This window comes from Amycolatopsis sp. NPDC051372 (assembly GCF_040682095.1).
Lineage (GTDB): Bacteria > Actinomycetota > Actinomycetes > Mycobacteriales > Pseudonocardiaceae > Amycolatopsis.
On sequence record NZ_JBFBAF010000004.1, the window covers coordinates 302,738 to 328,426 of the forward strand.

The following is a 25,689-nucleotide window of genomic DNA, read 5'->3' on the forward strand; positions in this document are numbered from 1 at the left end:
GGCCGGCCTGCGTGAGAAACTCGATCGCCGAATTCCACTCCTGCTCGGTCAGCCGCGTCTCCCGCACGATCGCGTGCAGGTGGCGCACGACCGAGGTCATCACCTCGCGCAACCGCGCGCTCGGCGCGTCCGCGAACGACGCCACGACCTGCTCGACCAGGCCTTCTTCGAGCCCAGCCTGGCCGGGCGAAACCGCTTCACTCATGGGGTGTCCTCTCTCGGGTACCGAACACCAGCATCGCGGCGGCGCGCGGTGGGCGCCGGTGCCGCGGCCGAGGCGGGCAAGAAGACGGCCGACCCGGTCAAACGGCGCGGATCTCCGAGGGCGGCACGCCGTAGCGCTCCCGGAACGCGCGGGAGAAGTGCGCATGGGACGCGAACCCGCACGCGTGCGCGACGCGCGAGATCGGCGCGGCCGGATCAGCGGTGAGCTGCTCGTAGGCCGACCGCAGCCGCCGCTCCCGGATCACCCGGCCGACGCCACCGCCCTCACTGAACACGCGCGTGAGCTGGCGATTGCTGAGCCCGACGGCGGCCGCGACCGTCGAGGTCGTGAGCCCGTGGTCCGCCAGGTGCTCATCGATGTGGGCCAGCACTCGGCGGCGGTGCTCGGCCGCCAGTGGGCGGCGGTGCTCTTCGGCCAGGTCTGTCAGTAAGGTGCGGATGCGCGCCTCCGTGCCAGGCCCGGCCTGCACCGGCGCGGCCAGCACGTCACGCAGGAGGCGTGCGAACTCCGCGGCCGGGCTGCCGGCGGTCTCGGTGAGCGAGAACCGGCGGGTCATCGGGGCCGATGGCACGGCGCAGCCGGTGAGCTCCTCGAACGTGGGTTTCGGGACCATCAGCACGTACTCGCGCAGCCCTTTGGCGAATCCGCGCAGGAACGGCTGGTCCAGATCGCACACCAGCAGCATGCCCGGCTGCTGCAGCTGGATCCCCTTGCCGTGGTAGAAGAACGCTTCGCCGAACAGGGTGAAGTACAGCGCCACCCGGTCGCTCTCGTCGCGCCGGATCAGCCGCCGATCGCGCTCCACGACGTGGGCCGTCGCGGTGATGTTCGCGATTTTGAACTCGCCGACCCGCAGCGAGGTCTCCCAGCCGGCGAACGACTCCTGCGAAAGCGTCCGACAGGCCAGACGCACCAACGTCTCCTCGTTGTGCTGCTCCCACAACGCAAACCGGCGCGCTTCACCCAACCCACAGGTCGTGAAGGTGCGATACGGAAACGGCGCCACCCACTGACGGTAGATCAATTCGCCAGACACCACCAGCCAACCCCGTCCGGCCTCAGAAGAACCAAGGCACCGGCTCGAGCCCCCGGTCCACCACGTCACTGAACCGCCCGCCGAGGAACCCCAACGGCTCCCCTCCCCGCGAACACACCTTCACCACCTCACCGATCACAATCTCGTGATCACCAGCCGTCAACGCGCGATGAACCGAACACTCCAGGTGCACCAGCGCATCCGGGATCACCGGAACATCATGCGATCCCGTCTTCACCGGCAAACCCGAAAAGTGGTCCTCACCGCGCCGCGCGAAGCGGAGGGCGAGTTGTTCCTGCCGCGTTGACAGGACGTTCAGCGCGAAGCGGTCTGCCGAGACGACAGCCTCGGTAGTGCGCGCACCGGTCGTCAGGCACACGAGAACCAAGGGCGGGGACAGCGACACCGACGTCAGCGAATTCACCGTCATCCCGTGGGGAACATCGCCGACGTTGGTAGTCACCACCGCGACCCCAGTCGCAAACCGGCCCATCGCCGTCCGCATCGCCAACGCGTCGACCGGGCCGGAGCCGGGCGTGCAGTCAGGGGGCATGGTGGTCATGCGCGGTAACGAACCTCGAAGGTGAGCACACCCTCCTCGGTGCGCCAAGGGCCGTGCGGCATGCCCGGCGGACGGCAGGCGTACATCCCGGCGCTGAAGGTCTCCCCCAGAGTGAGGTCGGTGAACGACCCCTCCAGGATGTAGACCTCCTCCCAGAAGTCGTGCGCCTGGGCGCCCATCGGTGACGAGTCGGCGCCCGGCGCGTACCGCAGGATGCGTGTGGCCACGCCAGAGACCTCGTCCGTGGACAGGACGCGTTCGGTGATGAGCGGGTCGTCGCCCTTGCAGGTTGTGAAGTCGACCTCAGTCACCGGGAAGAATTCGCGTTCGGGTTTGCTCACTGGCTCTCCTCGGAGTAGCCGGCCAGGAAACGGCCCACTTCGGACAGGGGACCGTCGAAGCCGTAGTTGCCGAAGGAGTAGCCCTTCACCACGAAGGGCGCGCCGGCGTAGAACAGCTCGTACTGGTGGTGGCGGCCGGCGAACTCGCTGCCGACGGCGTCCCACGCGAGTTTGAACAGTTTCACGCGGTCGGCGGCGGGCGTACCTGGGCTGTAGATGTAGCGGTCGATGTCCGCGCGCGTCTCCGGGCTGGTCATGTCGGCGACGCTGGAGGGGACCTGCAGCACACCACCGCCGACGAGGTCGCGGAGGATGGCCAGCACGCGGGGGTACAGCTCCGACTGCAGGCCCATGGCGCCGTACAGAGCGCGGCTGCCGGGGCGCCAAAGGCCGGCCGAGTCGGGCTCGGCGGTGTACTCGGCGGCCAGCACGGCGGACTCCACAAGGGACACCAGACTGGCCAGCTCGCCGAGTTTCTCCACGACGCCGGGGAACTTGTCGACGCCGTTGACCGCCGCGACCTTGCGCGCCAGGCCGGCCAGGAACTGCAGCTTCACCGAAAACCGGATCTGCGCCTGCCAGTTGCCCAGCACGTGCGCGCCCGTCGCGAAGAACTGGTTGCGCACTCCGGCGACGTCGCGGTAGACGAACACGCGGTCCCACGGCACGAAAACGTCGTCGAAGACCAGCAGGGCGTCGGTCTCGTCGAAGCGCGTGGTGAGCGGGTAGTCGTAGTGGCTGGTCGCGGCGGGCGCGTACGGGCGGCGGCAGTAGAGCTTCAGGCCCTCAGTGTCCACCGGCAGCACGAAGCTGAGCGCGAAGTCCGTGTCCTCCGGCGTCAGCGGCTTGATGCACGACACCAAGATCTCGTCGGCGACCGGCCCGCCCGTGGCCAGCATCTGCGCGCCCCGCACCACGATGCCGTCGGCGCGCTCCTCGGCGACGCCGACCTGCACGAGGTCGCCGTCCCACGCGCTCGCCGTGGTGGCGCGCGAAACCTGCGGCGGGATGATCGCGTAGGACAGGTACAGGTCCTCCTCGACGACGCGCTTCTGGAACGCCGTCACGTTGGCCGCGTAATCGCCGAACACGTCCGGGTGCGAGGCGAACGCGGCCAGGAACGCGCCGACGTGGTCCGGGCTGCGGCCCACCCAGCCGTGGGTGTGGCGCGCCCACGTGGTGGCGGCCTCGCGGAACGCGGTGAGGTCCTCGCGGCTGCGCGGGGCGGTGAAAAGCCGGTTCACCACCTCGCCGTTCGGGCCGGGCCGCGTCATGCCGGACGCGGGGTCGGCGGCGAGGTCGAACAGCTCCGACACCGTCTTCGCGATCGGCGCGAATGCCGGATGGCGGGCCACGCCGTCCACCCGCTTTCCGTCGAGGTAGACGCGACGTCCGTCATCGATGGCGCTCAGGTACTGCGATCCGGTGCGCATCAAGCCCTCCTTCGCTGGGTCTCGTACACGTGGGTCAGGGTTTCGCCGCGGGGCAGCCGCAGGTCGACGCGCCAGCGCGAGCCGTACACGAACTTCCCGCCGAGCAGGGAAAGCGTGCCGCAGAACAGCACGAGGTCGCCACCGTCGTCCAGTCCGGACGGCATCCGGCCGAGCGTGTCCGACGGGTGGCGCAGGGTCGCGACGCTGCCGCTCTGATACGTCGACGAGTCCACACTGGACTCTGCGACCAGACCATTCCAGTCCACAACTGACAGATCCGGCCCGAGCTCCACCACGTGCGAGCCGAGCGGCTTCGGGCACGCGGCCTTGCTCCGCGCGATGTCGACGCGTTCGAGCTCCCGGGCCGTGTGATCGGAGCCGACGCCGAGGTAGTACCGCCCGTCGTGGCGGATCACCACGGGCTCGACCTCGCCCGACGTCGTCGCCGAACCCACCTCGACCACCGGCGAAGTAGTCAACAGCACAGGCGAAAGCACGTAGTACGCCGGTACGGTAGCCGGCCGCGGCACGCCGATCGTCGCGAGCTCCGCGATGTGGTGCTCCACAGCGGCCTCGTCCTTGGCGGTGTAACCCGCGACAACGATCCGCTCCGGCGCGATCGAGAACGTCGCACCGGAACCGACCACAATCAGCTCACTCGTCACTTCACTCCTCAAAGGACGGTCAGTCCCGCCCCGCCTCGATGAACTTGCGCGCCGTCAGCTCGGGGTTCGCCAGCAGCACCTCGTGGCTGCCCTCCATCCCGATCAGCCGGAACATCACGAGCCGGTTGGACAGCCGCGGGTGCCGGCCCCACTCGCCCTGCGTGATGTCGTTGTCCTCGGACGGCGCCAGGTAGCTGAACGCCTGTGGCACCTTGTCCCAGCCCGTCATGTCGGCCGGGTCGGTGAAGGCGCTCCACGGCTGCGGGCGCAGCACGTCGTACACGCGCCGGGCCTCCTCCGCCGAGGCGTCGCCGTAGAACGCGTCGCGCCACACGGGGAACGGCAGCACGACACCGCCGTCGGCGCGTTCGTCGTAGCTCGCCTGAAGCGCGGCGACGAGGTGCGGCGGGATCTCGTCGACGAGCGCCCGGCCGTGCGCCGGCACGAACGCGGCGAAGTAGACGAGCCGCCGCATCCGTTCGGGCAGCTCGATCGCCACGCGGGAGATCACGTAACCGCCCCAGCTGTGCCCGACCAGCACCACGTCGGTCAGGTCGTGCTCCCGGATGTAGTCGACGATCGGCGCTGCGGCCCCGCGCAGGTCGACGTGCTTGTCGTCGTTCTCGCCGAGGCCGCCGGCCGTCGGGGTGTGGACCTCGTGGCCCGCGTCCTCCAAGTGCTTGCGGACCGGGTCCCACAGCTCCCCGAAGTGCCACGCTCCGTGCGCCAGTACGAATCGCATGCGCCGCTCCGTTCTCGCCGTTGAGTGCGTACGGCACATGCTGCTGTCGGCGAGCGGCAAGGACTATCGGCGAAGCGACGCGCGGGCATCGGATTCGCGCAAACCCTCAGCGGCGGCCCAGCACGGCCGACGGCGTGACTCCGAACCGCGTCTTGAACTGCGCGGCGAACTCGCCCAGGTGGAAGTACCCGCATTCCGCCGCGACGCCGGTCACCGTCGTGGTCCCCCGCTCACCGGCCGCGAGCAGTCGGCGCGCCCGCTCGAGCCGCTGACCGCGCAGCCACTGCCCGGGCGTCGTGTCGAGGTCGCGCCGGAACCCGGCCTGCAGGCTGCGCAGGCTCGTCCCGCTCTGCCGCGCGACTTCCGACAGGCTGATCGGCTCGGCGAGGTGGTCGAGCAGGTACTCCATCGCCCGCCTGACCTGGGCCGACGGCACCCGGCCGCGCTCGGCGTCCTCCTCGCGCAGCTGCGTGAGGAGGAACGATTCGATCACCAGCTCACCCAGCTGCTGCCCCACCTCCGGCCGCGCGACGCTCGGCCCCAGCGTCGGCAGGCTGACCACGCTCTCCAGCAGCCGATACAGGAACGCGGGTTGCTCCGGCAGCGACAGCGAGAGGTCCACCGGGCCGGCGGTCGCGACCCCGCGGATCCGGCGGGCCGTGCGCTCGACCCAGCGCCGGTCCATCCGCACGATCAGCTGGTCGAACGCGCTGTCGATGTCCAGCTTGAACTCGCGGTACGGCCCGACGATCGCGGGCCGTCCCGGCGCGAGCTCGGCCGTGTCGCGGCCGTAAGTGAACTTCGCGGACCCGGCGACGGGCAGCGTCAGCAGGAAGTTGTCCTCTTCGGGCACGGCGGGAGCGACCGTGACGTCGGCGCCGTAGCGCAGGCGGTTGAGCGAGATCGGGCCCGCCGAGAGGTGCTCCAACCGGGTCGAAAGCCGCGCTCGCCGCGAATGCACCACGAGCCGGTGCGGGCGCAACGCCTGCGTGCAGGCCTGCGTGACCTCGTCGGGATCGCCGCTGGACGCGAGCACGTGCTGCGAGACCTCGGCCAGCCCGGCCGCGAGCTGCGCTGCTGTCATGCCGCCTCCCGGTGCGTTGTGCCTCAGGACAACATCCCCGCTCGCCGTTGTCCAGCGGACCCGAAGACCGCGGCGGCGGTGGCACTCCTGCGGGGAGCCGGTCTGGCGGTTCTTGGCCAGGAAAAGGGCCGGCGCACTTGCAGAACTCCTTGTCCGAGCACTCCGCGAACGAGGTGGCTTCCGGAGTGAGTCGGCCCTGGCGTCCGGCTCACAGCGACCCCGTCAGTGATGGACCCGCCGATGAGGACTCGGCTGTCTGTTGTGTCGGATCAGAGCTGCTCGTCCGAGTCTCGGGCCTGTTCCTTGCGCGGCCGCGGATGCGAGAGGATTCCCTGGGCCTCGTCGCGGACCCCGGCCTTGTCATCGGCCGCGAGCTCGTGCAGCTCCTGGATCAGTCGATCCGCGCCTGCGGTCGTCATCCACTCGGGGTTGCAGTCCAAAGCGGCCACGAGCGCATCTCTGGTCCAGAACTCGACAGCTCGGCTGCCGGCCGGCAGTACGCAGCGCAGGCCGGCGGTGTCCTTGCGTGCGAGCAAGGCCCCGGCGGTCTCCCGGGTGACCGCGGAGTTTCCGCGATCCAACTTGCCCCGAGCCTGCCGAGGTTGTCGTTGATCCTCAGTCGATTTCCCATCGCCTCAGCCACCGCCGCGACGCCGTCACCGAGCGACCGCGGACCCGCGGCGTGCGGCCGCACGCGCGCGTCGGGGCAGCCGTCGATCTCGACGGCACCGGCCCACCCGTGTCCCTCAAGCCGAAACCACACCGAACTCCGCCGCGACGATGTCCGCCGCACCGGCCGCGTTCGGGTGGAAGGCGTCGTTCATCAACCTCGCGCCGGCCGCGGCCGCGTAGCTGCCCCAGCGATCGAAGAGGTCGAGCACCGGCACGCCATGTGCGTTCGCAACGTCGTACATGGCGTCGCGATACGGGGACAAGTCGACCCACGCCGGATCGCCGGGGATCTGCGCCTCGAGGACCACGTCGCAGGTTTTCTCCAGCGCGGACACCATCGTCTCGAGGTTTTCCGCGTACCGGTCCGGCGCGACCGCCGTCTGCTCGTTGGCGTCGTTCGTCATCAACGCGATCAGGGCGAGATCCGGCGACCAGGCCACCACGTGGTTCAGCGCCGAGTACCCCTCACCACCGGCGACCCAGTCCGTGGTCGTCGACATCGAAATGCCGAAGTCGCCGATCGTGATGCCGTCGAGCGCTTCGATCCCGATGCTGCCGACCCGCAGTTCACCGGCCTCGCCGGCCACGGTGATCGTGACGGTGTGCCGTCCGGCGGCCAGCTTGGGGAGCGCGACGAGGTGTGTCGCCAGGCCTGCCGCACCGCTCAGCCGGACCGGGCCGGGTTCGCCACCGTCGATCGCGATCGCGCACTCGCGCGAGTCCTGCGTGGTGATGACGCGAGCCAAGTAGTCGCCGGCCTCCGCGACGAAGGCGGTGAGGGAGACGGAGCCGCCGCTCGTCGCGGACGAGGCGAACGTCGTCAGCGCACCGGGCGCGAACTCGGACCAGGACCCGGTGAACGTCAGTCTCGAATCCGCCGTCATGGTCCGCGGGTTCAGGATCACCGACGCACCCCGCACCGGGAAGCCCCGAGCCGCCAGCATGCCGCCCATCACCACCGGCGGCGACTGCGTGGCGGGCTGGAGTCCCTGGCCGGCGCTGATGGAATCGCCGATCTTCGCGTACCTGGCCGAACCGGTCCCGGCGACGGCGGCGGCCCGCTTCCAGCGCCAGCGGCGGATCGAGGCGGCAGTCATCCCGTACAGCTGCCGGCCCTCGTCGTATCCACCGGGATGGGCCTTGCCGAGCGGACCCGTGACCATCGTGCGAGCTCCTTGTCGGGCGGAAGTCGACCCATAGTCACATCCGAGCCGCCGCCCGGGCATCCGATCCGTCACGTCCGGTGATGCCGGTGCGCGCGTGATGCCCGCTCGTCACCGGCCGGCGGAGGTTAGGGTCGGGACGTGTTCGTGAAGATCTGCGGCCTGAAGACAGCGGCCGACGTGGCGTGCGCGGTCGAAGCGGGAGCCGACGCCGTGGGGTTCCTGCTGTGCGAGAGCCCCAGGCAGGTCACCCGGGCCGAGGCCGCGCAGCTCGCGGCGGGTGTGCCCGGCGAGGTGCTCACGGTCGGCGTGTTCAAGGGCGTGCCGGTGCCGGAGGTCCGCGACGCTGTGGCCGAGACCGGGATCCGGGCCGTTCAGCTGCACGGCTCCGGGTACTTGCCGGCCGACTTCGCGGCGTTGCGCGATCTGCCCGTGCGGCTGATCCGTGCCACGTCACTGAAGAACGGCGAGGTCCCGGCCGTCGGCGAATACGGCGAGGACCTGCTCCTGCTCGACTCCCCCAGCGCGGGTTCGGGCGAGACCTGGGACTGGTCGGCCGAGACGCCCGACGGCGACTGGCTCCTGGCCGGCGGCCTCACCCCGGACAACGTGGCCGACGCCCTCGCCACCGTCCGGCCGTGGGGAGTGGACGTCTCCAGCGGCGTCGAGTCCGCCCGCGGCGTGAAGGACCAGGCTTTGATTCGAGCTTTTCTCGCCGCCGCAAGGAGTTCCTGACCGCGGACGGCAGCGGGTGGGCACTGATGACCACCCGCTGCCGGTGGATCACTTGGTCAGGAACTCGTCCAGGCGCAGCGCCCGGTTCACGATGCGGACGTCACCGATCCAGCCGTGGAACACGTTGTCGATCGCGCCGCCGTACTCGTGGCCGCCGAGCAGCCAGGTGAGGCCGAGCGAGGCGATGCCGACCGAGTCGGTCGACGGGTTGTCGGCCACCGGCGCGCTCTCGATGTACGCCGTGGTGTGGTGCCCGTCGTTGACCACCGCGAGGTGCCACCACTGGTCCTCGGGCATGCCGTGGCTCCAGTTGGTGGTCGGGTAGGTCTGGCTGAGCGGGTAGCAGTTGAACTGCAGTTCACGACCGTTGTTCGTGGTCATGAGCTGGGCCACCGGCTCCTTCGGGTCGGTGTTCTTGCCGTGCTTGCCCGCGTCGCCGGCCGCGCCGCGGCGGACCAGCACCGGCATGTTGCCGTTGTTGCCGCCGTCCCAGTCGCGCGGGATCTTCACGAACGTCTCGATCGTGTAGCCGTGCTTGAACTGCTCGGTGTTCAGCGCCGCCTTCGCCGCGGTGGTGAGGTACGCGCCGTGCAGCGGGTTCTTGCCGCCGACGAAGCGCAGGCTGGCGTGGGCCGGCTGGTCCGGGTGGTGGTCGTCGGACCAGGTCAGCGCGCCGGGGACGGTGCCGGGCACCGAGGCCAGCGTGAGGTCGTTGCCGTTGCCGGACAGGTCCTTGACCTTCTGGGTCGTGGTGACCGGGCTGCCGGGCGCGGCGTGGTTGCCGTCGAAGCGCCAGTACGCGAGCGTGCCGGGCAGCAGCACCTTGTTGGCGGCGCGAGCCGCGCGCGTCTTCACCGGGATGAAGCCGGAGAAGCGCTGCTCGAAGTCGAACGGCATCGAGAACCGGTCGACGGCCGTGGTCAGCCGCGACTCCATGACCTCGAGGCGGTTGCGCTTGGCCGGGTCCTTCTCGAGGATCCACGGCGAGATCGTCTCGACGTCGATGGTGTTGCGCTCGAGGTCGAAGTGGTACAGGCGCAGCATGCCGCCACCGCTCATGTAGCGGTTCTGGTAGTTCGTGATGTGCAGGTGCACGTCGTTGCCGGCCGCGTTCTTCTTCGTGATGCGGCCCGAGGGCCAGTAGTGGCCGTTGAGCGTGAGGAAGATCTGGTCGTTGTCCTTGATCAGCGAGTCCCACACGGTCTGGCCGTAGCTGGTGATCTCGGCGTTGTTCTCGGGGTCGCCCGATTCGTACGGGTACACCTCGTCGCCGTAGGTCGGTGCGACGATCTCGTGGCAGGTGAGGATCACCGGCATCTTCGGGTGCGCCTTGATGACCTGGTTCGCCCAGGCGAACCCGGCCGCCGACGTGCGCCAGTCCATGGCCAGCAGCAGCCAGTCACGCCCGGCCGCGTGGAACGTGTGCGCGGTGTTGTAGCCGCTGGCGTCCGAGCCGACGAACGACTTCTGGCCCGTGAACCGCTGCGGGCCCATCGCCTGCAGGTACGGCGTGTTGCCGCGCGTGTCGTCACCGGACACGTCGTGGTTGCCGGCGAGCACGCTGTAGGCGACGTTCGCCTTGTCGAGGATCTTGAACGTCTTGTCCACGGCCTGGAACGACGTGACGTCGGCGTCCTGCGTCACGTCACCGAGGTGCGCCATGAACACGATGTTGTTGTTCGGCGTGCCGCTGTTCTCGATCACGTACCGGAACGAGGCTTCCTGCGGCTCCGGGTTGATGCTGTTCTGGCTGCCCCAGTAGAGGTACTGGGTATCCGGCATCACGGCGACGGTGAACTGGAGGCTCTCGCCGTCCGGGTTCCATCTGCCGCTGCCTCTGTTTGCGGCGTTCGCGGTGTCGGCCTCGGCCGGCGCGACGCCGAGCGCACCCAGCGCCGTGGCGCCGACGCCGGCGAGTCCCGCGTTGCGCAGGAAGGACCGTCGGTTCGGGCCCACCTGGTTTTCGCGCATGGTCTACCTCATTCAGGTTTCCAGGGAGAATTCTCGAGCTCCCCGGACGCTATTCACGGCTGTTTGAGCCAACGCGAACACCAGGTGGCCTGCTCACGTCGGCTGCCTTACGTCGCGCGCCCTTGAGACGCAGGTCACGGCCGGCGGGCCCGAGGGGCAACCGGGCCGCCCTTTCGTTTTCGACAATTCCTGTCTCGTCCGGGGGCATTTCCCGTCGGTTGTCACGAATCGCGACTGTGCGTGGTCTACCGGGTACTCGCTTCGCTCGCTTCGGCGGAAGGAACCCCTCTCGTGCCGGCGTCCGTCTCCTGGCTGCTGACGGCAGCGCTCGCCGTGCTGACGTGGGTGCCACTGGCGCACCTTTGGCGTGGGGTTGCCGCTTCGCCGACGGACGCTGCCGAGTGGCGTGGGTCTCCAGTGGATGTCCACCGTGGCCAGGCACCACTCTCCGCCGGTTCGTCGTTGCCCGCCAACGCCCCTCCGCCGCTCCGGGTGCCGACCCGCGCCGACTCCGTGGCCGACCTCGTCCTCTGCACCGCGATGATCGCCATGACCTCTCCCGTCGGCGCCCCCATCCCCGCCGCCGGCTGGCAGGCCGTGCTGCTCGTTATCCTCGGCTGGTCCCTCTCGACCCGGCGCCCGCACCACCTCGCCACCATCGCGACGATGCTGTTCATGCTCACCGCCATGCCACACTCCGCCGCCGACCACGGCCCGTGGCTCACCATGCCCGCCATGGGCCACGGCTGGTGGACACCCATCACCTTCGCCGCGGCCGCGTGGTTCCTCCTCGACGCCGCCCGCTCGGTCCCGTCGTGGCACACGGACCCCACCCGCGCGTTGTCCCGCGCGGGCATGAGCCTCGGAATGGCTTGCGCGCTGGTCATGTCCGGCTGAGACGGCAATCTCGGCGGAAACGTGTTTGCGTACCAGTAATGTGAGCGGCCGTGCTCTCCACAACTCGACGGTTGATCGCGCAGGAGGCCGCCCAATATGGCGAGGACTCGGCAGCCGACCAAGGCACGCCGCGCCACCTTGCTCGCAGGAACCGGAAGGAACTCGAGCCGACCCGCTACCCCGAGTCCGATCCGACAGTGGACCGCCGGCCGTCGCTCCAGGCCCAGCTTCGCGTCGGCCGGTACTACGGTGTGACGGAACAGTTCGAGGCCTTCTGGTCACCTTCCGTCGACGTTTCCTGACCCGCGGCACCGCCTCGACCGCACCTCGAGTTTTCCGCACAGTTTCGGCGCCTGCATTTCCCCGACCATTCGATGCTACGATCGCAATCGATCGCCACATTCGTGCGCCTGGTCACGGTCAGCATGCACGCCAATTTCAAGGAGCACTCATGGCCCAGAAGGTTCTCGTCGAAATGCTGGACGACATCGACGGCAGCCCGGCCACCCAGACAGTCCCCTTCGGACTCGACGGTGTCAGCTACGAGATCGACCTGTCCGACGACAACGCCGCCGCCCTGCGGGACGAGCTCGCGCGCTACATCGGCGTGGGCCGCAAGACCGGCGGCCGCAAGGTGCGCGTCGCCGCGGGGCAGCCGACGGCGGCCACCCCGGCCGACCGCGAGCGCTCGCGCACGATCCGCGCGTGGGCCAACGAAAATGGCTACCAGATCTCCGAGCGCGGCCGCATCCCGTCCGACGTCGTGAGCGCCTACGAGCAGGCCGAGCTCGAAGCCGCCAAGCCCTCCGCGCCGGCCCGCAAGCGCCCGGCGCGCAAGAAGGTCGCCGCCGCCAAGAAGTAGTACGGCGAACCTGCTGACCGAGATGCCGGCTCGTTGACAACGGACCCTCGTTCGTCAACGAGCCGGCACCAGCCGGTCCACAGTGGAGGGTCGCCTACGGCCCGACGACGGTTTCCACCAAACCGGTACCGACGTCGTAAACAAGACCCGACACCCGATACCCGGGCAGACGCGGCTCGGCCCTCAGCAATGCCACGTCACGAGCCACCGCCACCCGTGGATCCGCCACGTCGGGCAGCTCGGCCTCAGACGACCCGAAGTACGGAGCCAGCAGGCCGGGCCGGTCCTGGATCAGGGTGATGCCGCAGCCGGTGTGCTGCAGCACGACGACGTTCCACCCACCGGGACCCGCCCCCGCGGCCGCGGCCACGTGCTGCAACATCACCAGCTGCTCGATCGTGTCCGGCGTGACCCGTCCGCCGACGTTGCGCAGCACCCCGATCTCCCCCGGCTCCGCGCCGAGCACGACAGCGGGGTCGACCCGCGGGTCGAAACAGCTGATGACGCTCGTCAGCAGGCTCGGCCGCATGATCAACGTGGGATCGAACCGCGTCTCGGCGAACTTCCGGTTCCGCTCGACGAAAGTGTTCACGACTTCAGTCATCACTCGACTCCGTTCAGCAGGGCGGCGTGTTTGCGGGCGAACTCGGCGACGGACATCGGCCGCCGCCCGGTGAGCTTTTCGATGGTGTCGTCGGCACCGCCGAGCCGTCCGGCGCGGTAGTCGATCATGATTCCGCGAATCGACCCGACCAGGTACCCGGGCACGCCGAACGCGGCTATCGTGGCCACGAACTCGTCCAGATCGCAGTCCTCGTAGACGATCTCCCGGCCCAGCGCTTCGGACAGCTCGGCCGCCATCTGCGCCTGGCCGAGCTCAGCCGGGCCGGACAGCGGAATCGTCCGACCGATGTGGACTCCAGGCTCCTTCAGCAGCGCGGCGATCGCGCGCCCCAGGTCCTCGGTGCCGACGATCGACGACGTGCCCGCCCCCGCGGGCATCCACAGCTTCCCCTTGCGCAGGTTCGGCAGGATCCACGGGTAGAGGAACCATTCGAGGAACATCGTCGGGCGCAGGTGGACGACGTCCACACCGGACCAGGTGAACACCTCCTGCGACAGGAACGTCTCCCGCGTCGAGATCCCCGTGGACTCGCGGCTGGTGTTGCGCTGCGAGAGGTTGAGGACGGCCGGGCCGCCGGTTTCCTTCACCGCCTGAGCGAAATTGACCGTGGCCTGGATCAGGCCCGGCCGCATCGGGTGGACGAAATACGCGGCGTCCGTGCCCTCGAGCGCCAGCCGCAGCGTGGTGATGTCCTGGAAGTCACCGGCGACGACCTCCGCCCCCTGCTCGGCCAGCGCTCGCGCGCGGTCGTCGACCGTGCGCACCATCGCCCGCACGGTCAGCCCCAGCGCCAGGGCCTCGCGGACGGCGGCCCCTCCAGTGCCACCGGCCGCTCCCGTGACGAGCACTCTTCTGTCTGAAGTGGACATAGTCACCTACCGGCCAGCGCCGGGTAGAGCGCCGTGACGTCGGCCGCGAGCCCGGCGTGGACCTTCTTCGTCATGTCGTCGACGAGCACCTCGTGCTCGCCGGCTTCGAGGGCGTCGAAGATCGCGCTGACGACGTCGGCCGGCTTGTTCATACCGCTGGTGTCGTTGCCGGCCTGCATTGGAGTGTCGGTCGGGCCGAAGAACGCCCCGAGGACCTGCACGCCGGCGGGCGCAAGCTCGAGCCGCAGGGCGTTGGTGGCCATCCACAGCCCGGCCTTGGAAACGCTGTGCGCCTTGCCGATGGCGAACCAGCTCAGCACCGACCCCACGTTGAGCAATGCGCCCTTGGCCGTGCGCAGCGCCGGCGCCAGCTCGCGGGTCAGGACGAGCGGGCCCAGCAGGTTGGCCTCGAACACCTCCTCGATCTCCTCGATCGGGGCGGTCAGCAGGTCGCTGTGCGGGAAGATCGCCGCGTTGTTGACGAGGATCGTGGTGTCGCCCAGCTTCGCCGCGGCCCGCGCGATCGAGCCCCGGTCGGTCAGATCCAGGTCGACGGTCACGACCCGCTCGTCACCCCACGCCTTCTCCTTGCGGGCAGCCGCATACACACGGGCCGCACCCCGATCCAGCGCGGCCTGGACGAACGCGGACCCGAGCCCACCGTTCGCGCCCGTCACGCACACCGTCGCGTTCTGCAGAGCAGTCATCGTTGATTCCCCTTCAGGTTGCGTGGCCCCTTCGTGGCCACGATGAGGACGGTAATCCGATCACTTCATTTTTACAAGGACAGTCTTTTTGGAAGAGTCTAGTCTCATTCCGGGACGGTGCTACACTTAACACATGAAACGGCGTGATTTCGGGCAGTACTGCGGCCTCGCGCGAGCCCTGGAGCTCGTCGGCGAACGCTGGGGGTTGCTGATCATCCGCGACCTGGCCATCCACCCGCGCCGCTACACCGATCTCCTCGACGGCCTGCCCGGCATCCCGTCCAACGTGCTGGCCACGCGCTTGAAAGAGTTCGAACAGTCCGGCATCGTCGAACGCCAGATCGCGCCCGCTCCCCGCCGCGGCGTCGTCTACGCCCTCACCCCGCTCGGCCACGAGCTCGAACCGGCCATCCACGCCCTCGGCCGCTGGGGCACAACCCAACTCGGCGAGCCCCGCCCCGGCGAGATCGTCACGCCCGAATCCCTCGCCACGTCACTCCGCGCCGCCTTCGACCCCTCCGGCGCCACCGACGTCACCGCGGCCTGGGAAATCCACACCCCCGACTTCGCCGTCCACGCCATCGTCACCAACGGCAAACTCGACGCCGGCGTCGGCCCCGCCCCCTCCGGCGCGGACCTCGTGATCACCCTCCAGCCCGAGGAACTGCCGTCCTACCTGGAGCTGGTGCAGGCCATCAAGTGCGGCTTGGTGAAGATCTCGGGGCCACGGAAGCTTCTGGACACGTTTACCCGGGTGTTCGCCAGCCGTGGCCCTTCGACCTCCTAGAGTGGGTCACCACTTCGCCGGCTTTGCGAGCGGCATACTTCCCTGACCCCGAACCGATTGCCTGACGTCATTCGTGGCCACAGTGGACACTCACGCGCGCACTATTCCTGAGGTCTTCCGACCCGATTGGGAACATGGCGAAGGGGCCGACTGCGACGTCGACTGCTTCTGCGCATGGGAGAACGACGGCGCCACCGGACGACGGAAATCTAGTGCCTCTGGGAAAACAGCGACTACCAGGGCCAGTCGCTGCGAATCGCCGTCGAATGGGAGGGCCCGCTCGGACCGAAATACAACTTGAACGACCGGGTCAGCTCATTGAAGGCCTGCTCGCCGCAACGCCAGGTTCTCCTCGAATCCGGTAACCGGGGAAGTCCCGTCGAGGAAGCCGCGGGACTTCCCCGTCGTCACCGTGCGTCCATGACCGGCCACCCGGTCCGATCGGGCCGAGCAGGCGAGGCGGAAGTGCCCCCGACGGGGTTCGAACCCGCACTGGGTCGATTTTAAGTCGACTGCCTCTGCCAATTGGGCTACGGGGGCACGAACACCTTAGCGGGACCCTCGCGGCCCGTCAGATGCGCGGCGTGTGATCCGCCACAGCGGACGCCGGCGACAGCCCCGAGGCGCCCAGCGGCGAGAGCGCATCCATCAGCAGGTCCAGATACCGCCGCCACCCCTCCGAAGCGTCGGCGGGGAACGACGGCAACGTCCCCACCAGCATCAACACCAGGCGCGGGACATCGTCCGCCACCAGGTCCGCGCGGAACACCCCCGAGGCCTGGCCGGCGGCCACCAGTGCGGCCACCGGCGAGAAGAAGCGCCAGGCCAGATCCATCGTCAACGCACCCAAGTTGTTGGCCCCGGCGAACAACGGCTGCTCAACCGCCGCCAAACTCACTGCGGCTTCCAACGCGAGATAAACACCGTCGCGCGGAGCCGCCGAAGCAGCGCGAGACAGCACCGGCACGATCACCTCGTCGAACCGCGCCTCCAGCACCGCCCGCACCAGGTCCTGCTTGTGCGGGAACCGCCGGTACAACGTCGCGACCCCGACGCCGGCCGCGGCGGCGATCTCCTCCATCGGCACGGTGACGCCGCCGGCGGCGAAGACCGAGTAGGCCGCGTCGATGATGCGGCGGGCGTTGCGGGCGGCGTCGGCACGCAGCGGCTGCGGGGGCATGCCCTACACTACCAACTGATAGCTCACTATCACTTGGACAGGAACCTCCCATGGCAGAAGGCATCTCCCGTCGACGGCTGTTCAAAGCGACCGCGGCCACCGCAGCGACCGCGGCAATCCCGACCAGAGCAGCCAGACCCCAAACCGACGCAGACCTCCGCACCTTCCCCTCGCCCGACCTCCCGCCCTACGTCGACGAGCTCCCGATCCCGCAGACCATCCGCGGCGACCACCGCCTCGCCATGGCCGAGTCCACCCACCGCTTCCACCGCGACCTCGCCCCCGCGCCCACCTGGTCCTACGGCGGCGCCGAGTACCTCGGGCCCACCATCGAGGCCCACGCGAACCAGCGCCTCGAGCTGACGTTCGACAACAAGCTCGGCCGGCACCTCTTCGCGGAAGACGTCGACTCGACCCTCGACGGCGCGTCCGAGGAAAGCCGCACCAAACCCCACACTTCGGTCCACCTGCACGGCGCCGTCACGCCGCCCGAGATGGACGGCCACCCGATGGACGTCTTCCTCCCCGGCGAGCACCGCACCTACCGCCACGAAAACCGCCAGCCGGCCGCCGGCCTCTGGTACCACGACCACGGCATGGGCCTCACGCGCCTGAACGTCCACGCGGGGCTCGCCGGCATGTACCTCCTGCGCGACGAAGGCGACACCGGCGACCGCACCAACGCGTGGCACCTGCCCAGCGGCGAGTTCGAATTACCGCTGATCCTGGCCGACCGCCGCTTCCACGCCGACGGCTCGCTCAACTACCGCACCCTCACCCTCGTCCCGCAGGGTCACTGAGACGGCGGCCAGATCGGCGACCGCATGACGGTCAACGGCAAGGTCTCGCCGTACACGAACGTCGCCCGCGGCCAGTACCGGTTCCGGGTGCTCAACGCATCGAACTTCCGCTCCTACCACCTGTTCTTCCGCGACCGCCGCCCCTTCCACGTGATCGGCAACGACGCCGGCCTGCTCGACGCCCCCGTCGTCACCACCGACGTCCGCCTCACCCCCGGCGAGCGCGCCGACCTCGTGGTCGACTTCTCGGACCTCGAAAAAGGCGAACACGTCGACCTCGTCAACGACCAACGCGAAGCCGCGCTCATCGCCCTCGTCACGGGTGCGCAGCCGTTGCCCGACGTCGTGCGTTTCACCAGCACGGGCGCGAAAGGTCACCGGCAGGCGCTGCCGACTCGGCTGCGCGTCACGAAAAAGCCGTCGGCACCCGACCGCCGCCGCGTCGTCACGCTCACCCAGGACCTCAAGCTCACGCGCTGGCCGCCGGTCGGCATGTCGCTCAACAACCTCTGCTTCGAGGACGATCCGATCGCACTGCCACGCCAGGGAACCACGGAGCTGTGGGAGGTCGTGAACCTCACCGTCGAGGACCACCCCGTGCACCTGCACCTGGTGAACCTGCACCTGCTCAACCGACAGATGTTCGACCCGGTCGCCTACTCACTGGCGAACCCGCGCCCGCCGATGCACACGGAGTGGGCGCCGCCGCCGGACGAGTTCCTCCTCGGCGCACCCCAGCCGCCCGCGCCTTGGGAGGCGGGGCCGAAGGACACCGTGAACTGCCCGCAGAACACCGTCACGCGCTTCCTCGTGCACTTCCCGACGGCCGACGAACTCGGCTTCGACCCGGACGCGACGTTCACCCCGGCCCGGCACGCGATGTCCGGCATGACGATGGCCGAGCACGACATGGACATGGACCTCCAGGGCTACGTCTGGCACTGCCACATCCTCGACCATGAAGACGACTGCATGATGGCCCGCTACCGCCTCGTCCAGTAACCGAAAACGCCAGAAGCCGGACCTCCCGACAGGAGGTCCGGCTTCAGCGGAAAACCAACTCAGCCCTTCGAAACCCGGGCGAACTCTTCCTTCGGGTTGTTGATCTGCCCGAGCGAAATCACCTCACGGCGGAACAGGCCGCCGAGCATCCAGTCGAACAGGATGCGGGTCTTGCGGTTCCACGTCGGCATCGCCTTGAGGTGGTACGCGCGGTGGAAGAGCCAGGCCGGGAAGCCCTTGATCTTCAGGTTCAGCGCGTCGGCGACACCCTTGTGCAGGCCGAGGCTGGCGACCGCACCGAGGTTCTTGTGGAAGTAGTCCTTCGGCTGGCCGCCGCGCAGGACCTTGATGATGTTCTTGGCCAGCAGCGTCGCCTGGCGCACGGCGTGCTGCGCGTTGGGCGGGCACGTGGCCGTCGGGTCCTGCTCGGTTCGCGAGAGGTCGGGGATCGCGGCGTTGTCGCCCGCCGTCCACACCTCGGGGTGGCCCACGACCTGCATCGCGGCGGTGGCCTCGACGCGGCCGCGCTTGTCGAGCGGCAGGTCGGAGTCGGCGAGCACCGGGTTGGCCTTCACGCCGGCCGTCCAGATGAGCGTATCGGTGTCGAACTCGGTGCCGTCCGAGAGCACGACGTGACCGTTTTCGAACGACTTCGCCGCCGTCGACAGGTAGACCTCGATGCCGCGCTTCTCCAGCTGCTGCACCGTGTACACGCCGAGCGTCTCGCGCACCTCGGGCAGGATCCGCCCGGCGGCCTCGACGAGCACCCAGCGGATGTCGGCGGGCTTGATGTTCGGGTAGTAGTTGTCCACCGCGAACCGGGTCATGTCTTCGAGCTCGGCCAGCGCCTCGATGCCGGCGAAGCCGCCGCCGACGACCGTGAAGGTCAGCAGGCGCTTGCGCAGCTCGGGGTCGAGCGTGCTGGCCGCCTCGTCGAGCTTGGTCATGATGTGGTTGCGCAGGTAGATGGCCTCGCCGATGGTCTTGAAGGCGATGCCCTGCTCCGCCAGGCCCGGGATCGGGAGGATGCGGGCGACGGCGCCGAGCGCGACCACGAGCACGTCGTAGTTCAGCGTCTCGATGTGGCCGTCGGCGGCCTCGACCGTGACGGCCTTGCGCTCGTTCTCGATCTTCGTCACGCGCGCGGTGAGCACGTGGCAGCGCTTGAGCACGCGGCGCAGGGGCACCACCACGTGACGGGGTTCGATCGCGCCGGCCGCCGCCTCGGGCAGGAAGGGCGCGTAGGTCATGTGCGGCTGAGGGTCAACGACGGTCACGGAGGCCTCGTTGGCGCGCAGCATCTTCTGGAGCCCGTACGCCGTGTACAGGCCGACGTAACCACCACCGAGGATGAGGATCCGAGTCGGTTCCGACTTAGCAGCCATGACTCCATAGTCGCACTTGCCGAGCCGTATCGCTCGGGTACCCCGCCCTGCTGTGACCAGCATCGCCATGCAGGCGGTAACGATTCAGAAGAGGCCGGCGGCCCTGGCCGCGGAGGCGAACACGTCACACACCATCGCGTGAGTCACACGGCCCGTCTGGACATTACGGGGTGACACGTGGTAACAGCCGTGCAGCTGTAGGTCACCGAGCTCGACGACGGTCCCGTGCCCGAACGCCGGCCGCGGCGCCGGCACCGGCCACCCCGCCTCGGCGAGCACCGGCAGCAGTGCCTGCCAGCCGAATGCGCCGAGCACCACGACGGCCTTCAAGGTCGGGCGCAGCAGCCTCAGCTCGTCGGCGAGCCAGTGGCGGCAGGTGTCGCGCTCGGCAGGCGTCGGCTTGTTCTCGGGCGGCGCGCAGCGGACGGGTGAGACGAGGCGGGTGCCGCGGAGGGTGAGGCCGTCGTGCTTGTCGGTGGACGTGGGCTGCGACGCCAGCCCCACCTCGTGCAGCACGCGGAACAGGAAGTCGCCCGACGGGTCGCCGGTGAACATCCGCCCGGTGCGGTTGCCGCCGTGCGCCGAGGGCGCGAGCCCGACCACGGCCAGCGCCGCGTCCGCCGGCCCGAAGCCGGGCACGGGCCTGGCCCAGTACTCGTCGTCGAGGAAGGCGGCCCGCTTGGTGACCGCCACCTTTTCGCGCCACGCCACCAGCCGCGGGCACGCGCGGCACCCGGTGACGGCGGCGTCGAGCTCCGCGAGGGTGTCCATCAGCGGCCGGCCAGAGCCGCGCGGCACAGGTGGTCGGCCGCGCGCGTCGTCTCGGGCAGGCGGTAGCGCGGGGTCAACGCGAGCGTCAGCCGGCAGGCGTGGTCGAGGCTGATCAGGTGCCCCGCGGACACGTAAACCGGTTTCACACCAGGCCTCGTGCGCACGACGGCGCCGAGCTGCTCGTCGCCGTCCAGCAGCGGCACGGTGTCGCCGGGTTCCGGGCCGGGCTCCTCGTGCGTGCCGACGAGCCGCGTCTTGCCGACGCCGAACGCCGGGGTCCCCGTGAGCACGCCGAGGTGGCACGCGAGGCCGAAGCGCCGCGGGTGGGCGAGGCCGTGGCCGTCGCACGCGAACACCTCGGGCGGGTGCGCGAGCGCCGCGATGGCGTCGAGCAGCGGCGGCAGCTCGCGGAAGGCGAACAGGCCCGGTTCGTACGGGAAGGTGACCTCGCCCGTGATCACGCGTTCCTCGACCACGCGCAGGTCGTCGAGGGCCAGCGTGACCGCGGCGGCGGCGATGCGCGTGCCGGCTGGATCGTAGGCGACGTCGAGGCCGGTCACCGTCGCCGGCGCCGGGCAGGCGTCGGTGAGGTCCACGCGGCCGCGGAGCGCATCCTGGACCTCGCGGGCCTCGGGAATCGTGGCGGGCCAGCGCATTGCGCCAGCTTTCCACAGCCTTCCCCAGCACGGTTGGCTAAGTTGGATCCATGTCGGACACCACCGAAGAGACCCCCGAAAAGCCGGCCACGGCGGAGAAGCCGCCGGAGCCCGTCGACGACCTTGTGACCACGCACCACACGCTCACGGTCAAACGCCGCAAACTGGCCTACACCGCGCAGGCCGGGCGCGTGGTGCTGCGCCAGGAGGTGCTGAAGGACGGGAAGTCGGAGGGCCTCAAGCCCAAGGCCGAGGTGTTCCTCACCGCCTACACGCTCGACGACGCCGAGCCGGGCTCGCGCCCGGTCACGTTCGCGTTCAACGGTGGCCCCGGCTCGTCCAGCATCTGGCTGCACATGGGCCTGCTGGGCCCGCGGCGGGTGCTCTCGGGTGACGTCGACGCTCTGGTCGCGCCCCCGTACGGCCTCGAGGACAACAGCGAGACCCTGCTCCAGCACAGCGACCTCGTGTTCATCGACCCGGTCTCCACGGGCTACTCGCGCGTGACCGAGGGCGGCGAGTCGAAGGACTACACCGGGTTCCAGGGCGACATCGAGTCGGTCGCCGAGATCATCCGGCTGTGGATCTCGCGCAACGGACGCTGGCTGTCGCCGAAGTTCCTCGCCGGCGAGTCCTACGGCACGCTGCGGGCGGCCGCGCTGGCTGGACACCTGCAGGACCGCTACGGCCTGTACCTCAACGGCCTGTTGCTCATCTCGTCCGTGCTCGACATGGGCACGCTGCGCTTCCACGAGGGCAACGACCTGCCGTACTCGCTCTACGTGCCCACCTACGCGGCCATCGCGCACTACCACGGCTTCCACGGCGATCGTCCCCTTGACGACGTCCTGGCCGACGCCGAGGACTTCGCCGCCAAGGAACTGCCGTGGGCCCTGGCGCGAGGTGCGCGGCTGTCCACTCAGGACCGCGCGGAGACCGTGGCCACGCTGGCTTCACTGACGGGGCTTTCGGAGTCCTATGTGGACCGAGTCAACCTGCGGATCGAGCACGTGCGCTTCTTCACGGAACTCCTGCGCGACCGCGGCCTGCTCGTCGGGCGCATGGACGGCCGGTTCACCACGTGGGAGGTCGACGGCGGCCGCGAGCACATGAGCGACGACGCGTCGATCTCGCGCATCATCGGCGCGTACTCGGCGGGCTTCAACCACTTCATCCGCGACGAGCTCGGGTACCAGAACGACCTGCCGTACGAGATCCTGTCCGGCGATGTCTTCAAGGCGTGGTCGTACAAGGACTTCGAGGGCCGGTTCGTGTCCGTCGTGGACTCCGTGAGCGCCGCCATGCGCGCGAACCCGCACTTGAAGGTCCACGTCGCGTTCGGTCACTACGACGGCGCCACGGCGTACTTCGCGAGTGAGCACGTGCTCGCCCACCTGCAGATCCCGGACGAACTGCGCGACAACATCGAGACGGCCTACTACCCGGCCGGGCACATGATGTACGTGCACGAACCGACGCGGATCCAGCAGTCGAAGGATCTGGGGAAGTTCGTGAAGTCGGCTTCGAACCGGTAGCCGCTGTAGTGGGGCACGGTCACTTTCGGCCGTGCCCCACGCTTTTCTCAGCCCGGAAAGCGGCCGACCGCCACGAAGGCGGCGAGCAGCAGCAGGATCACATTGGCGGGCAACGGCCGTCGCTCGTCGCGCACCACGTGCACCCGAAGCGCCCCGACCTGCACCACCACCAGCCCGACCGCGGCGACCGGGGTGAGGACCGAGGCGATCCCCGTCAGCCACGGCAGGACCACCCCGAACGCGCCGAGGATCTCCACCAGGCCGACCGCCTTCACCCCGACGTCCGACGCGTCCTTCATCCAGTCGAGGTTTCCCGACGCCGCCAGCCGCTCCCGCGGCCGCACGGCCTTGAGCCCTCCGGCGGCGAGATAGACCGCCGCGAGCAGACCCTGGACGACCCACAGTGCGATGTTCACCGAATTCCCCATTCCGCTGCCCGTTGTCGCTGGATAGTCGGCGCAACGGGGGCCGGCTGCAAAAGGCACATCGATGTATGTGTCCAGGAAAGGAGTCCCGCGCATGGCGAAGATCACACCGGAAATCCCCGACGGCGGCGCGGTCCGCGAGGTCCTGGACCGCATCGGCGACAAGTGGAGCCTGCTCGTGATCGGCACACTGCGCACCGGCCCCCTCCGGTTCGGCGATCTGCACACGGCCGTCACCGGCGTCTCCCAGCGAATGCTCACCCTGACGCTCAAGCACCTGGTAGAAGACGGCCTGGTCACGCGCACCGCCTACGCGGAGGTCCCGCCACGCGTCGAGTATGCCCTCACCGAACTCGGCCGGACGCTCGTTCCGCGGGTCATGGCCCTCGCGGAGTGGGCGATGGCCAACCGCGAGCAGATCAACGCCAACCGCAGGTCCCACGGCGGTTCTTGATCCAGAACCGCCAGGTGCCGCAGCGCTTGCCGATCACCGATCCGGCCGGTGTTCGGATTCAGAGTGGCGAGTTCGTGCAGTCGGCTTCGACCCGCTTTCGTGGGCGCACGGTCGCGCTCGGGGGGTCACAGGACAAGATCGGCCAACCGGTCGACCTCCTCCACCTCCGCGACGGTCGGCGTGAAGGTCAGTTCGTTCAGGCCCGCCGACTCGAACTCCCGCACGATCGCCCTGATGCGGTCCGGCGTACGGACGGCGCCCTCGGCGATCGTGGTGGCGTGCGGGCCCGCGTAGGCGTAATAGGAGCGCAGGTAGTCGTCACCACGGTCGGCAGCAGATGTCGAGAAGTACGCCAGGCCCAGCAACCGCGGTTCGCCAAGCCGGCCGGCGGCGGACCACGCGGCCCGGATTTCCTTCACGGTCGGCTCGGCGCGCGCCGGGCCGCCGCCGGCGCCGGTCCAGCCGGCAGCGTGTTCGACCGTGCGGCGGACCGCGCGTTTGCTGTGCCCGCCGATGAGGAGCGGGATGCCCGGCACGTCGCCGACCACGGGGCGCTGCTCGCCGTCGAAGTCGCCGGCTTCAACTGGCGCGCCCTGCCACGCGCGCGTCAGGTAACCGAGCTGCCGATCGAAAGCCGCGCCTCGTGAAGCGAAATCCAGCCCCACCGGGAGGTAGTCCGACTCCCGCGCGCCGACGCCGAGGCCGAGCGTCAACCGCCCACCCGACAGCGCCGCCACGGTTCCGGCCACCTTCGCCAGCACGGCGTCCGGGTACGTCGGCCCCAGCACGGCGTTCGTCAGCAGCCCGATCTCCGTGGTCGCCCCCGCGACGCCGGCCAATGCGGTCAACGAATCCCACGACGGGTACGCGACGCGCCCGATCGTGGACACGAAAGCGAACCCGCGAGCCTCCGCCCGCCGCGCCCAGTCGAGCAGCAGCCGGGCGTCGGTGCCGGGAATGGTGTTGGGAATACCGATGCCGATGCGCATACCGCCAGTGTGCAACCGCCCGCCGGTCGCCGCAGCGCTCGGCTCAGGGCACGAAAGCCGCGCCGACGCTCTCGTTGTTGGCCTCGATGAGGAACGAGTTGTGCGCTGCGTTGGCCGTGACCCTGGTGTACACCACGAAGTTCCGCGAGCACGTCGCGACGATCGGGACGTTCGTCACCCAGGTGTTGATCTTGAAGTGGTGGACGGTGTTCGTCACGGTCACGCCCGCCAGCGGTCCGTTGGTCGTGGTGTTGCAGGGGTTGCCGTTCGCATCGAGCTGGTTCACCACGAGCTGCGTACCCACCAGCGAGTTCGCGCCGTCCATCCGCGCGCCGGCCGAACGTTTGCAGAGGCCGTTGTCCGCGTTGTAGCAGACGGTGATGTTCACGTCCCCGATCGCCTGCACGACCGTCGCCCCGGCGGGCGCGGTGAACGACACGGAGTTCGCGGTCGCCGAGGAGTTCACCAGCACCTTGCCGTTGAACGTCTGCTTCACGGCCGCGATGGGCCCGTCGACGTCCTGCAGGTACGAGGAGGCGAGCACCGAGATCTGCCCGCTGACGTTCGCCGCGTGGTTCACGAACTGCGCATACACCGAACAGGTGAGCGCACTGTCCGCCGGCGCCGTGACGAATCCGCGGGTGAGCAACGTCGTCGCGGTGTTCGCGAGCACGTTCTGCCCGCTCACGAGCTGCGCCGCGTTCACCGTCTGCCCAGGCCGCCGGCAGTACACGAGGTGCGAAACTTCCGTGACCTGCGCGGCGTCGTCCACGTTCAGCTTGCTGCTGACGTACCGCGTCTCCCCGGCCGGCACCGTGACCGCCGCCCCGAGCGCCCGCGTGTGCTTCCCGGTGGCCGGCGTACTCGACGGATCACTCGCGTACCCGCCGGGCGCGGAAATCGGCACGGTCGTCGCGGCGTTCGCCGCCCCGGCCCCGGCCAGGAGCCCTGCTACGACCATCCCGGCCGCGGCCACGGCCGCCTTGGTCCACCCACCACAACGCACAGTCCCCACCCCCAAGGCGCGGCACTCGACGCGCCGCCTCCATCGTTGGGCGCGCCGGTTTGCGGTGTCAATGCCCCCATTCGCGATTCACCACTTGGCGCGAAACAGC

General features: G+C 69.4%; 29 protein-coding genes, 1 tRNA gene and 1 pseudogene. 9 read left to right on the forward strand and 22 right to left on the reverse strand.

Going from position 1 to position 25,689, the window contains the following annotated elements; all coding sequences use genetic code 11:
* Positions 1-22 precede the first annotated feature (22 nt).
* The 10 genes and pseudogenes from AB0M56_RS08820 to AB0M56_RS08865 all read right to left on the reverse strand — a co-directional run.
* Positions 23-370: pseudogene (locus AB0M56_RS08820) on the reverse strand (dioxygenase); the annotation flags it as partial.
* Entirely contained in the window at positions 303-1,331 is a 1,029-nt protein-coding gene (locus tag AB0M56_RS08825) for an AraC family transcriptional regulator (RefSeq protein ID WP_364172491.1), read from the reverse strand. The pseudogene AB0M56_RS08820 and the gene AB0M56_RS08825, both read right to left, overlap by 68 nt.
* The gene (locus tag AB0M56_RS08830; protein WP_364172494.1) at positions 1,285-1,824 is read right to left on the reverse strand and encodes a flavin reductase family protein; all 540 of its coding nucleotides are present in this window, start codon (positions 1,822-1,824) and stop codon (positions 1,285-1,287) included. Before AB0M56_RS08830 ends, AB0M56_RS08825 begins: the two co-directional genes overlap by 47 nt.
* Positions 1,821-2,165: a cupin domain-containing protein gene (locus tag AB0M56_RS08835; RefSeq protein ID WP_364172497.1), complete on the reverse strand. Its 345-nt coding sequence runs from the start codon at positions 2,163-2,165 to the stop codon at positions 1,821-1,823. The genes AB0M56_RS08830 and AB0M56_RS08835 overlap by 4 nt, the downstream gene beginning before the upstream one ends.
* Positions 2,162-3,598, reverse strand: a complete 1,437-nt coding sequence (locus AB0M56_RS08840) for a 4-hydroxyphenylacetate 3-hydroxylase N-terminal domain-containing protein (RefSeq protein WP_364172500.1) — start codon at positions 3,596-3,598, stop codon at positions 2,162-2,164. The genes AB0M56_RS08835 and AB0M56_RS08840 overlap by 4 nt, the downstream gene beginning before the upstream one ends.
* Positions 3,598-4,263 carry a DUF2848 family protein gene (locus AB0M56_RS08845; protein ID WP_364172502.1) on the reverse strand — a complete coding sequence of 222 codons (666 nt, stop codon included), beginning with the start codon at positions 4,261-4,263 and terminating at the stop codon, positions 3,598-3,600. Before AB0M56_RS08845 ends, AB0M56_RS08840 begins: the two co-directional genes overlap by 1 nt.
* A gap of 19 nt (positions 4,264-4,282) precedes the next feature.
* Positions 4,283-5,005 carry an alpha/beta fold hydrolase gene (locus tag AB0M56_RS08850; RefSeq protein ID WP_364172505.1) on the reverse strand — a complete coding sequence of 241 codons (723 nt, stop codon included), beginning with the start codon at positions 5,003-5,005 and terminating at the stop codon, positions 4,283-4,285.
* 106 nt (positions 5,006-5,111) lie between these two features.
* Complete coding sequence (locus AB0M56_RS08855; protein ID WP_364172508.1) at positions 5,112-6,089, reverse strand: AraC family transcriptional regulator; 978 nt, start codon at positions 6,087-6,089, stop codon at positions 5,112-5,114.
* 269 nt (positions 6,090-6,358) lie between these two features.
* Positions 6,359-6,625, reverse strand: coding sequence for a hypothetical protein (locus AB0M56_RS08860; protein WP_364172510.1), 267 nt, complete (start codon positions 6,623-6,625; stop codon positions 6,359-6,361).
* Positions 6,626-6,835: 210 nt separating this feature from the next.
* Positions 6,836-7,924: an SGNH/GDSL hydrolase family protein gene (locus AB0M56_RS08865; protein ID WP_364172513.1), complete on the reverse strand. Its 1,089-nt coding sequence runs from the start codon at positions 7,922-7,924 to the stop codon at positions 6,836-6,838.
* Positions 7,925-8,065: 141 nt separating this feature from the next.
* Between AB0M56_RS08865 and AB0M56_RS08870 the strand changes: the two genes are divergently transcribed.
* Positions 8,066-8,659 carry a phosphoribosylanthranilate isomerase gene (locus AB0M56_RS08870; protein WP_364172516.1) on the forward strand — a complete coding sequence of 198 codons (594 nt, stop codon included), beginning with the start codon at positions 8,066-8,068 and terminating at the stop codon, positions 8,657-8,659.
* 48 nt (positions 8,660-8,707) lie between these two features.
* Here the strand turns inward: AB0M56_RS08870 and AB0M56_RS08875 are convergent, their stop codons facing one another.
* The gene (locus AB0M56_RS08875) at positions 8,708-10,630 is read right to left on the reverse strand and encodes a LamG-like jellyroll fold domain-containing protein (RefSeq protein ID WP_364172519.1); all 1,923 of its coding nucleotides are present in this window, start codon (positions 10,628-10,630) and stop codon (positions 8,708-8,710) included.
* A 291-nt stretch (positions 10,631-10,921) separates the two neighbouring features.
* Between AB0M56_RS08875 and AB0M56_RS08880 the strand changes: the two genes are divergently transcribed.
* The 3 genes from AB0M56_RS08880 (at position 10,922) to AB0M56_RS08890 (ending at position 12,389) form a co-directional block, all read left to right on the forward strand.
* Entirely contained in the window at positions 10,922-11,527 is a 606-nt protein-coding gene (locus tag AB0M56_RS08880; RefSeq protein WP_364172522.1) for a DUF5134 domain-containing protein, read from the forward strand.
* Positions 11,528-11,598: 71 nt separating this feature from the next.
* Positions 11,599-11,829 (forward strand): hypothetical protein, encoded by a 231-nt coding sequence (locus tag AB0M56_RS08885; protein WP_364172525.1) that lies wholly within the window; start codon positions 11,599-11,601, stop codon positions 11,827-11,829.
* Positions 11,830-11,978: 149 nt separating this feature from the next.
* Positions 11,979-12,389 (forward strand): Lsr2 family protein, encoded by a 411-nt coding sequence (locus tag AB0M56_RS08890; RefSeq protein ID WP_285972437.1) that lies wholly within the window; start codon positions 11,979-11,981, stop codon positions 12,387-12,389.
* A 94-nt stretch (positions 12,390-12,483) separates the two neighbouring features.
* On the opposite strand, the gene AB0M56_RS08895 is transcribed toward AB0M56_RS08890, so the two are convergent.
* The 3 genes from AB0M56_RS08895 to AB0M56_RS08905 are packed head-to-tail and all read right to left on the reverse strand — an operon-like array spanning position 12,484 to position 14,590.
* Positions 12,484-12,993 (reverse strand): carbonic anhydrase, encoded by a 510-nt coding sequence (locus tag AB0M56_RS08895; RefSeq protein ID WP_364172528.1) that lies wholly within the window; start codon positions 12,991-12,993, stop codon positions 12,484-12,486.
* Positions 12,993-13,883, reverse strand: a complete 891-nt coding sequence (locus AB0M56_RS08900; RefSeq protein ID WP_364172530.1) for an NmrA family NAD(P)-binding protein — start codon at positions 13,881-13,883, stop codon at positions 12,993-12,995. The genes AB0M56_RS08895 and AB0M56_RS08900 overlap by 1 nt, the downstream gene beginning before the upstream one ends.
* Before the next feature lie 2 nt (positions 13,884-13,885).
* Complete coding sequence (locus AB0M56_RS08905; RefSeq protein WP_364172532.1) at positions 13,886-14,590, reverse strand: SDR family oxidoreductase; 705 nt, start codon at positions 14,588-14,590, stop codon at positions 13,886-13,888.
* A gap of 133 nt (positions 14,591-14,723) precedes the next feature.
* Here AB0M56_RS08905 and AB0M56_RS08910 point away from each other — a divergent pair, with 133 nt between their 5' ends.
* On the forward strand, positions 14,724-15,377 hold the full coding sequence (locus tag AB0M56_RS08910) for a helix-turn-helix domain-containing protein (protein WP_364172535.1): 654 nt from the start codon (positions 14,724-14,726) through the stop codon (positions 15,375-15,377).
* A 466-nt stretch (positions 15,378-15,843) separates the two neighbouring features.
* Here the strand turns inward: AB0M56_RS08910 and AB0M56_RS08915 are convergent.
* Positions 15,844-15,917, reverse strand: a tRNA-Leu gene (locus tag AB0M56_RS08915).
* 31 nt (positions 15,918-15,948) lie between these two features.
* Positions 15,949-16,557, reverse strand: a complete 609-nt coding sequence (locus AB0M56_RS08920) for a TetR family transcriptional regulator (RefSeq protein WP_364172538.1) — start codon at positions 16,555-16,557, stop codon at positions 15,949-15,951.
* A gap of 50 nt (positions 16,558-16,607) precedes the next feature.
* Between AB0M56_RS08920 and AB0M56_RS08925 the strand changes: the two genes are divergently transcribed.
* A complete protein-coding gene (locus AB0M56_RS08925) occupies positions 16,608-17,357 on the forward strand; it encodes a multicopper oxidase domain-containing protein (protein ID WP_364172541.1) in 750 nt (249 codons plus the stop codon).
* A gap of 24 nt (positions 17,358-17,381) precedes the next feature.
* Positions 17,382-18,359: a multicopper oxidase domain-containing protein gene (locus tag AB0M56_RS08930; protein ID WP_364172542.1), complete on the forward strand. Its 978-nt coding sequence runs from the start codon at positions 17,382-17,384 to the stop codon at positions 18,357-18,359.
* A gap of 59 nt (positions 18,360-18,418) precedes the next feature.
* On the opposite strand, the gene AB0M56_RS08935 is transcribed toward AB0M56_RS08930, so the two are convergent.
* From AB0M56_RS08935 to AB0M56_RS08945, 3 genes are all read right to left on the reverse strand, one after another.
* Complete coding sequence (locus AB0M56_RS08935; RefSeq protein ID WP_364172545.1) at positions 18,419-19,744, reverse strand: NAD(P)/FAD-dependent oxidoreductase; 1,326 nt, start codon at positions 19,742-19,744, stop codon at positions 18,419-18,421.
* Between the two features lie 84 nt (positions 19,745-19,828).
* Positions 19,829-20,515: a uracil-DNA glycosylase gene (locus AB0M56_RS08940; protein WP_364172547.1), complete on the reverse strand. Its 687-nt coding sequence runs from the start codon at positions 20,513-20,515 to the stop codon at positions 19,829-19,831.
* Positions 20,515-21,171, reverse strand: coding sequence for an endonuclease V (locus AB0M56_RS08945; RefSeq protein WP_364172550.1), 657 nt, complete (start codon positions 21,169-21,171; stop codon positions 20,515-20,517). The genes AB0M56_RS08940 and AB0M56_RS08945 overlap by 1 nt, the downstream gene beginning before the upstream one ends.
* Before the next feature lie 50 nt (positions 21,172-21,221).
* On the opposite strand from AB0M56_RS08945, the gene AB0M56_RS08950 reads away from it, so the two are divergent.
* Positions 21,222-22,706 carry a peptidase S10 gene (locus AB0M56_RS08950; protein ID WP_364172553.1) on the forward strand — a complete coding sequence of 495 codons (1,485 nt, stop codon included), beginning with the start codon at positions 21,222-21,224 and terminating at the stop codon, positions 22,704-22,706.
* Between the two features lie 47 nt (positions 22,707-22,753).
* Here AB0M56_RS08950 and AB0M56_RS08955 read toward each other — a convergent pair whose 3' ends face one another.
* Entirely contained in the window at positions 22,754-23,122 is a 369-nt protein-coding gene (locus AB0M56_RS08955) for a DoxX family protein (RefSeq protein ID WP_364172556.1), read from the reverse strand.
* Positions 23,123-23,225: 103 nt separating this feature from the next.
* Here AB0M56_RS08955 and AB0M56_RS08960 point away from each other — a divergent pair, with 103 nt between their 5' ends.
* Positions 23,226-23,585, forward strand: a complete 360-nt coding sequence (locus tag AB0M56_RS08960) for a helix-turn-helix domain-containing protein (protein ID WP_364172559.1) — start codon at positions 23,226-23,228, stop codon at positions 23,583-23,585.
* A 125-nt stretch (positions 23,586-23,710) separates the two neighbouring features.
* On the opposite strand, the gene AB0M56_RS08965 is transcribed toward AB0M56_RS08960, so the two are convergent.
* Positions 23,711-24,574 (reverse strand): LLM class flavin-dependent oxidoreductase, encoded by an 864-nt coding sequence (locus AB0M56_RS08965; protein ID WP_364172562.1) that lies wholly within the window; start codon positions 24,572-24,574, stop codon positions 23,711-23,713.
* A gap of 43 nt (positions 24,575-24,617) precedes the next feature.
* Positions 24,618-25,580, reverse strand: coding sequence for a hypothetical protein (locus tag AB0M56_RS08970; protein ID WP_364172565.1), 963 nt, complete (start codon positions 25,578-25,580; stop codon positions 24,618-24,620).
* Positions 25,581-25,689: the final 109 nt, after the last annotated feature.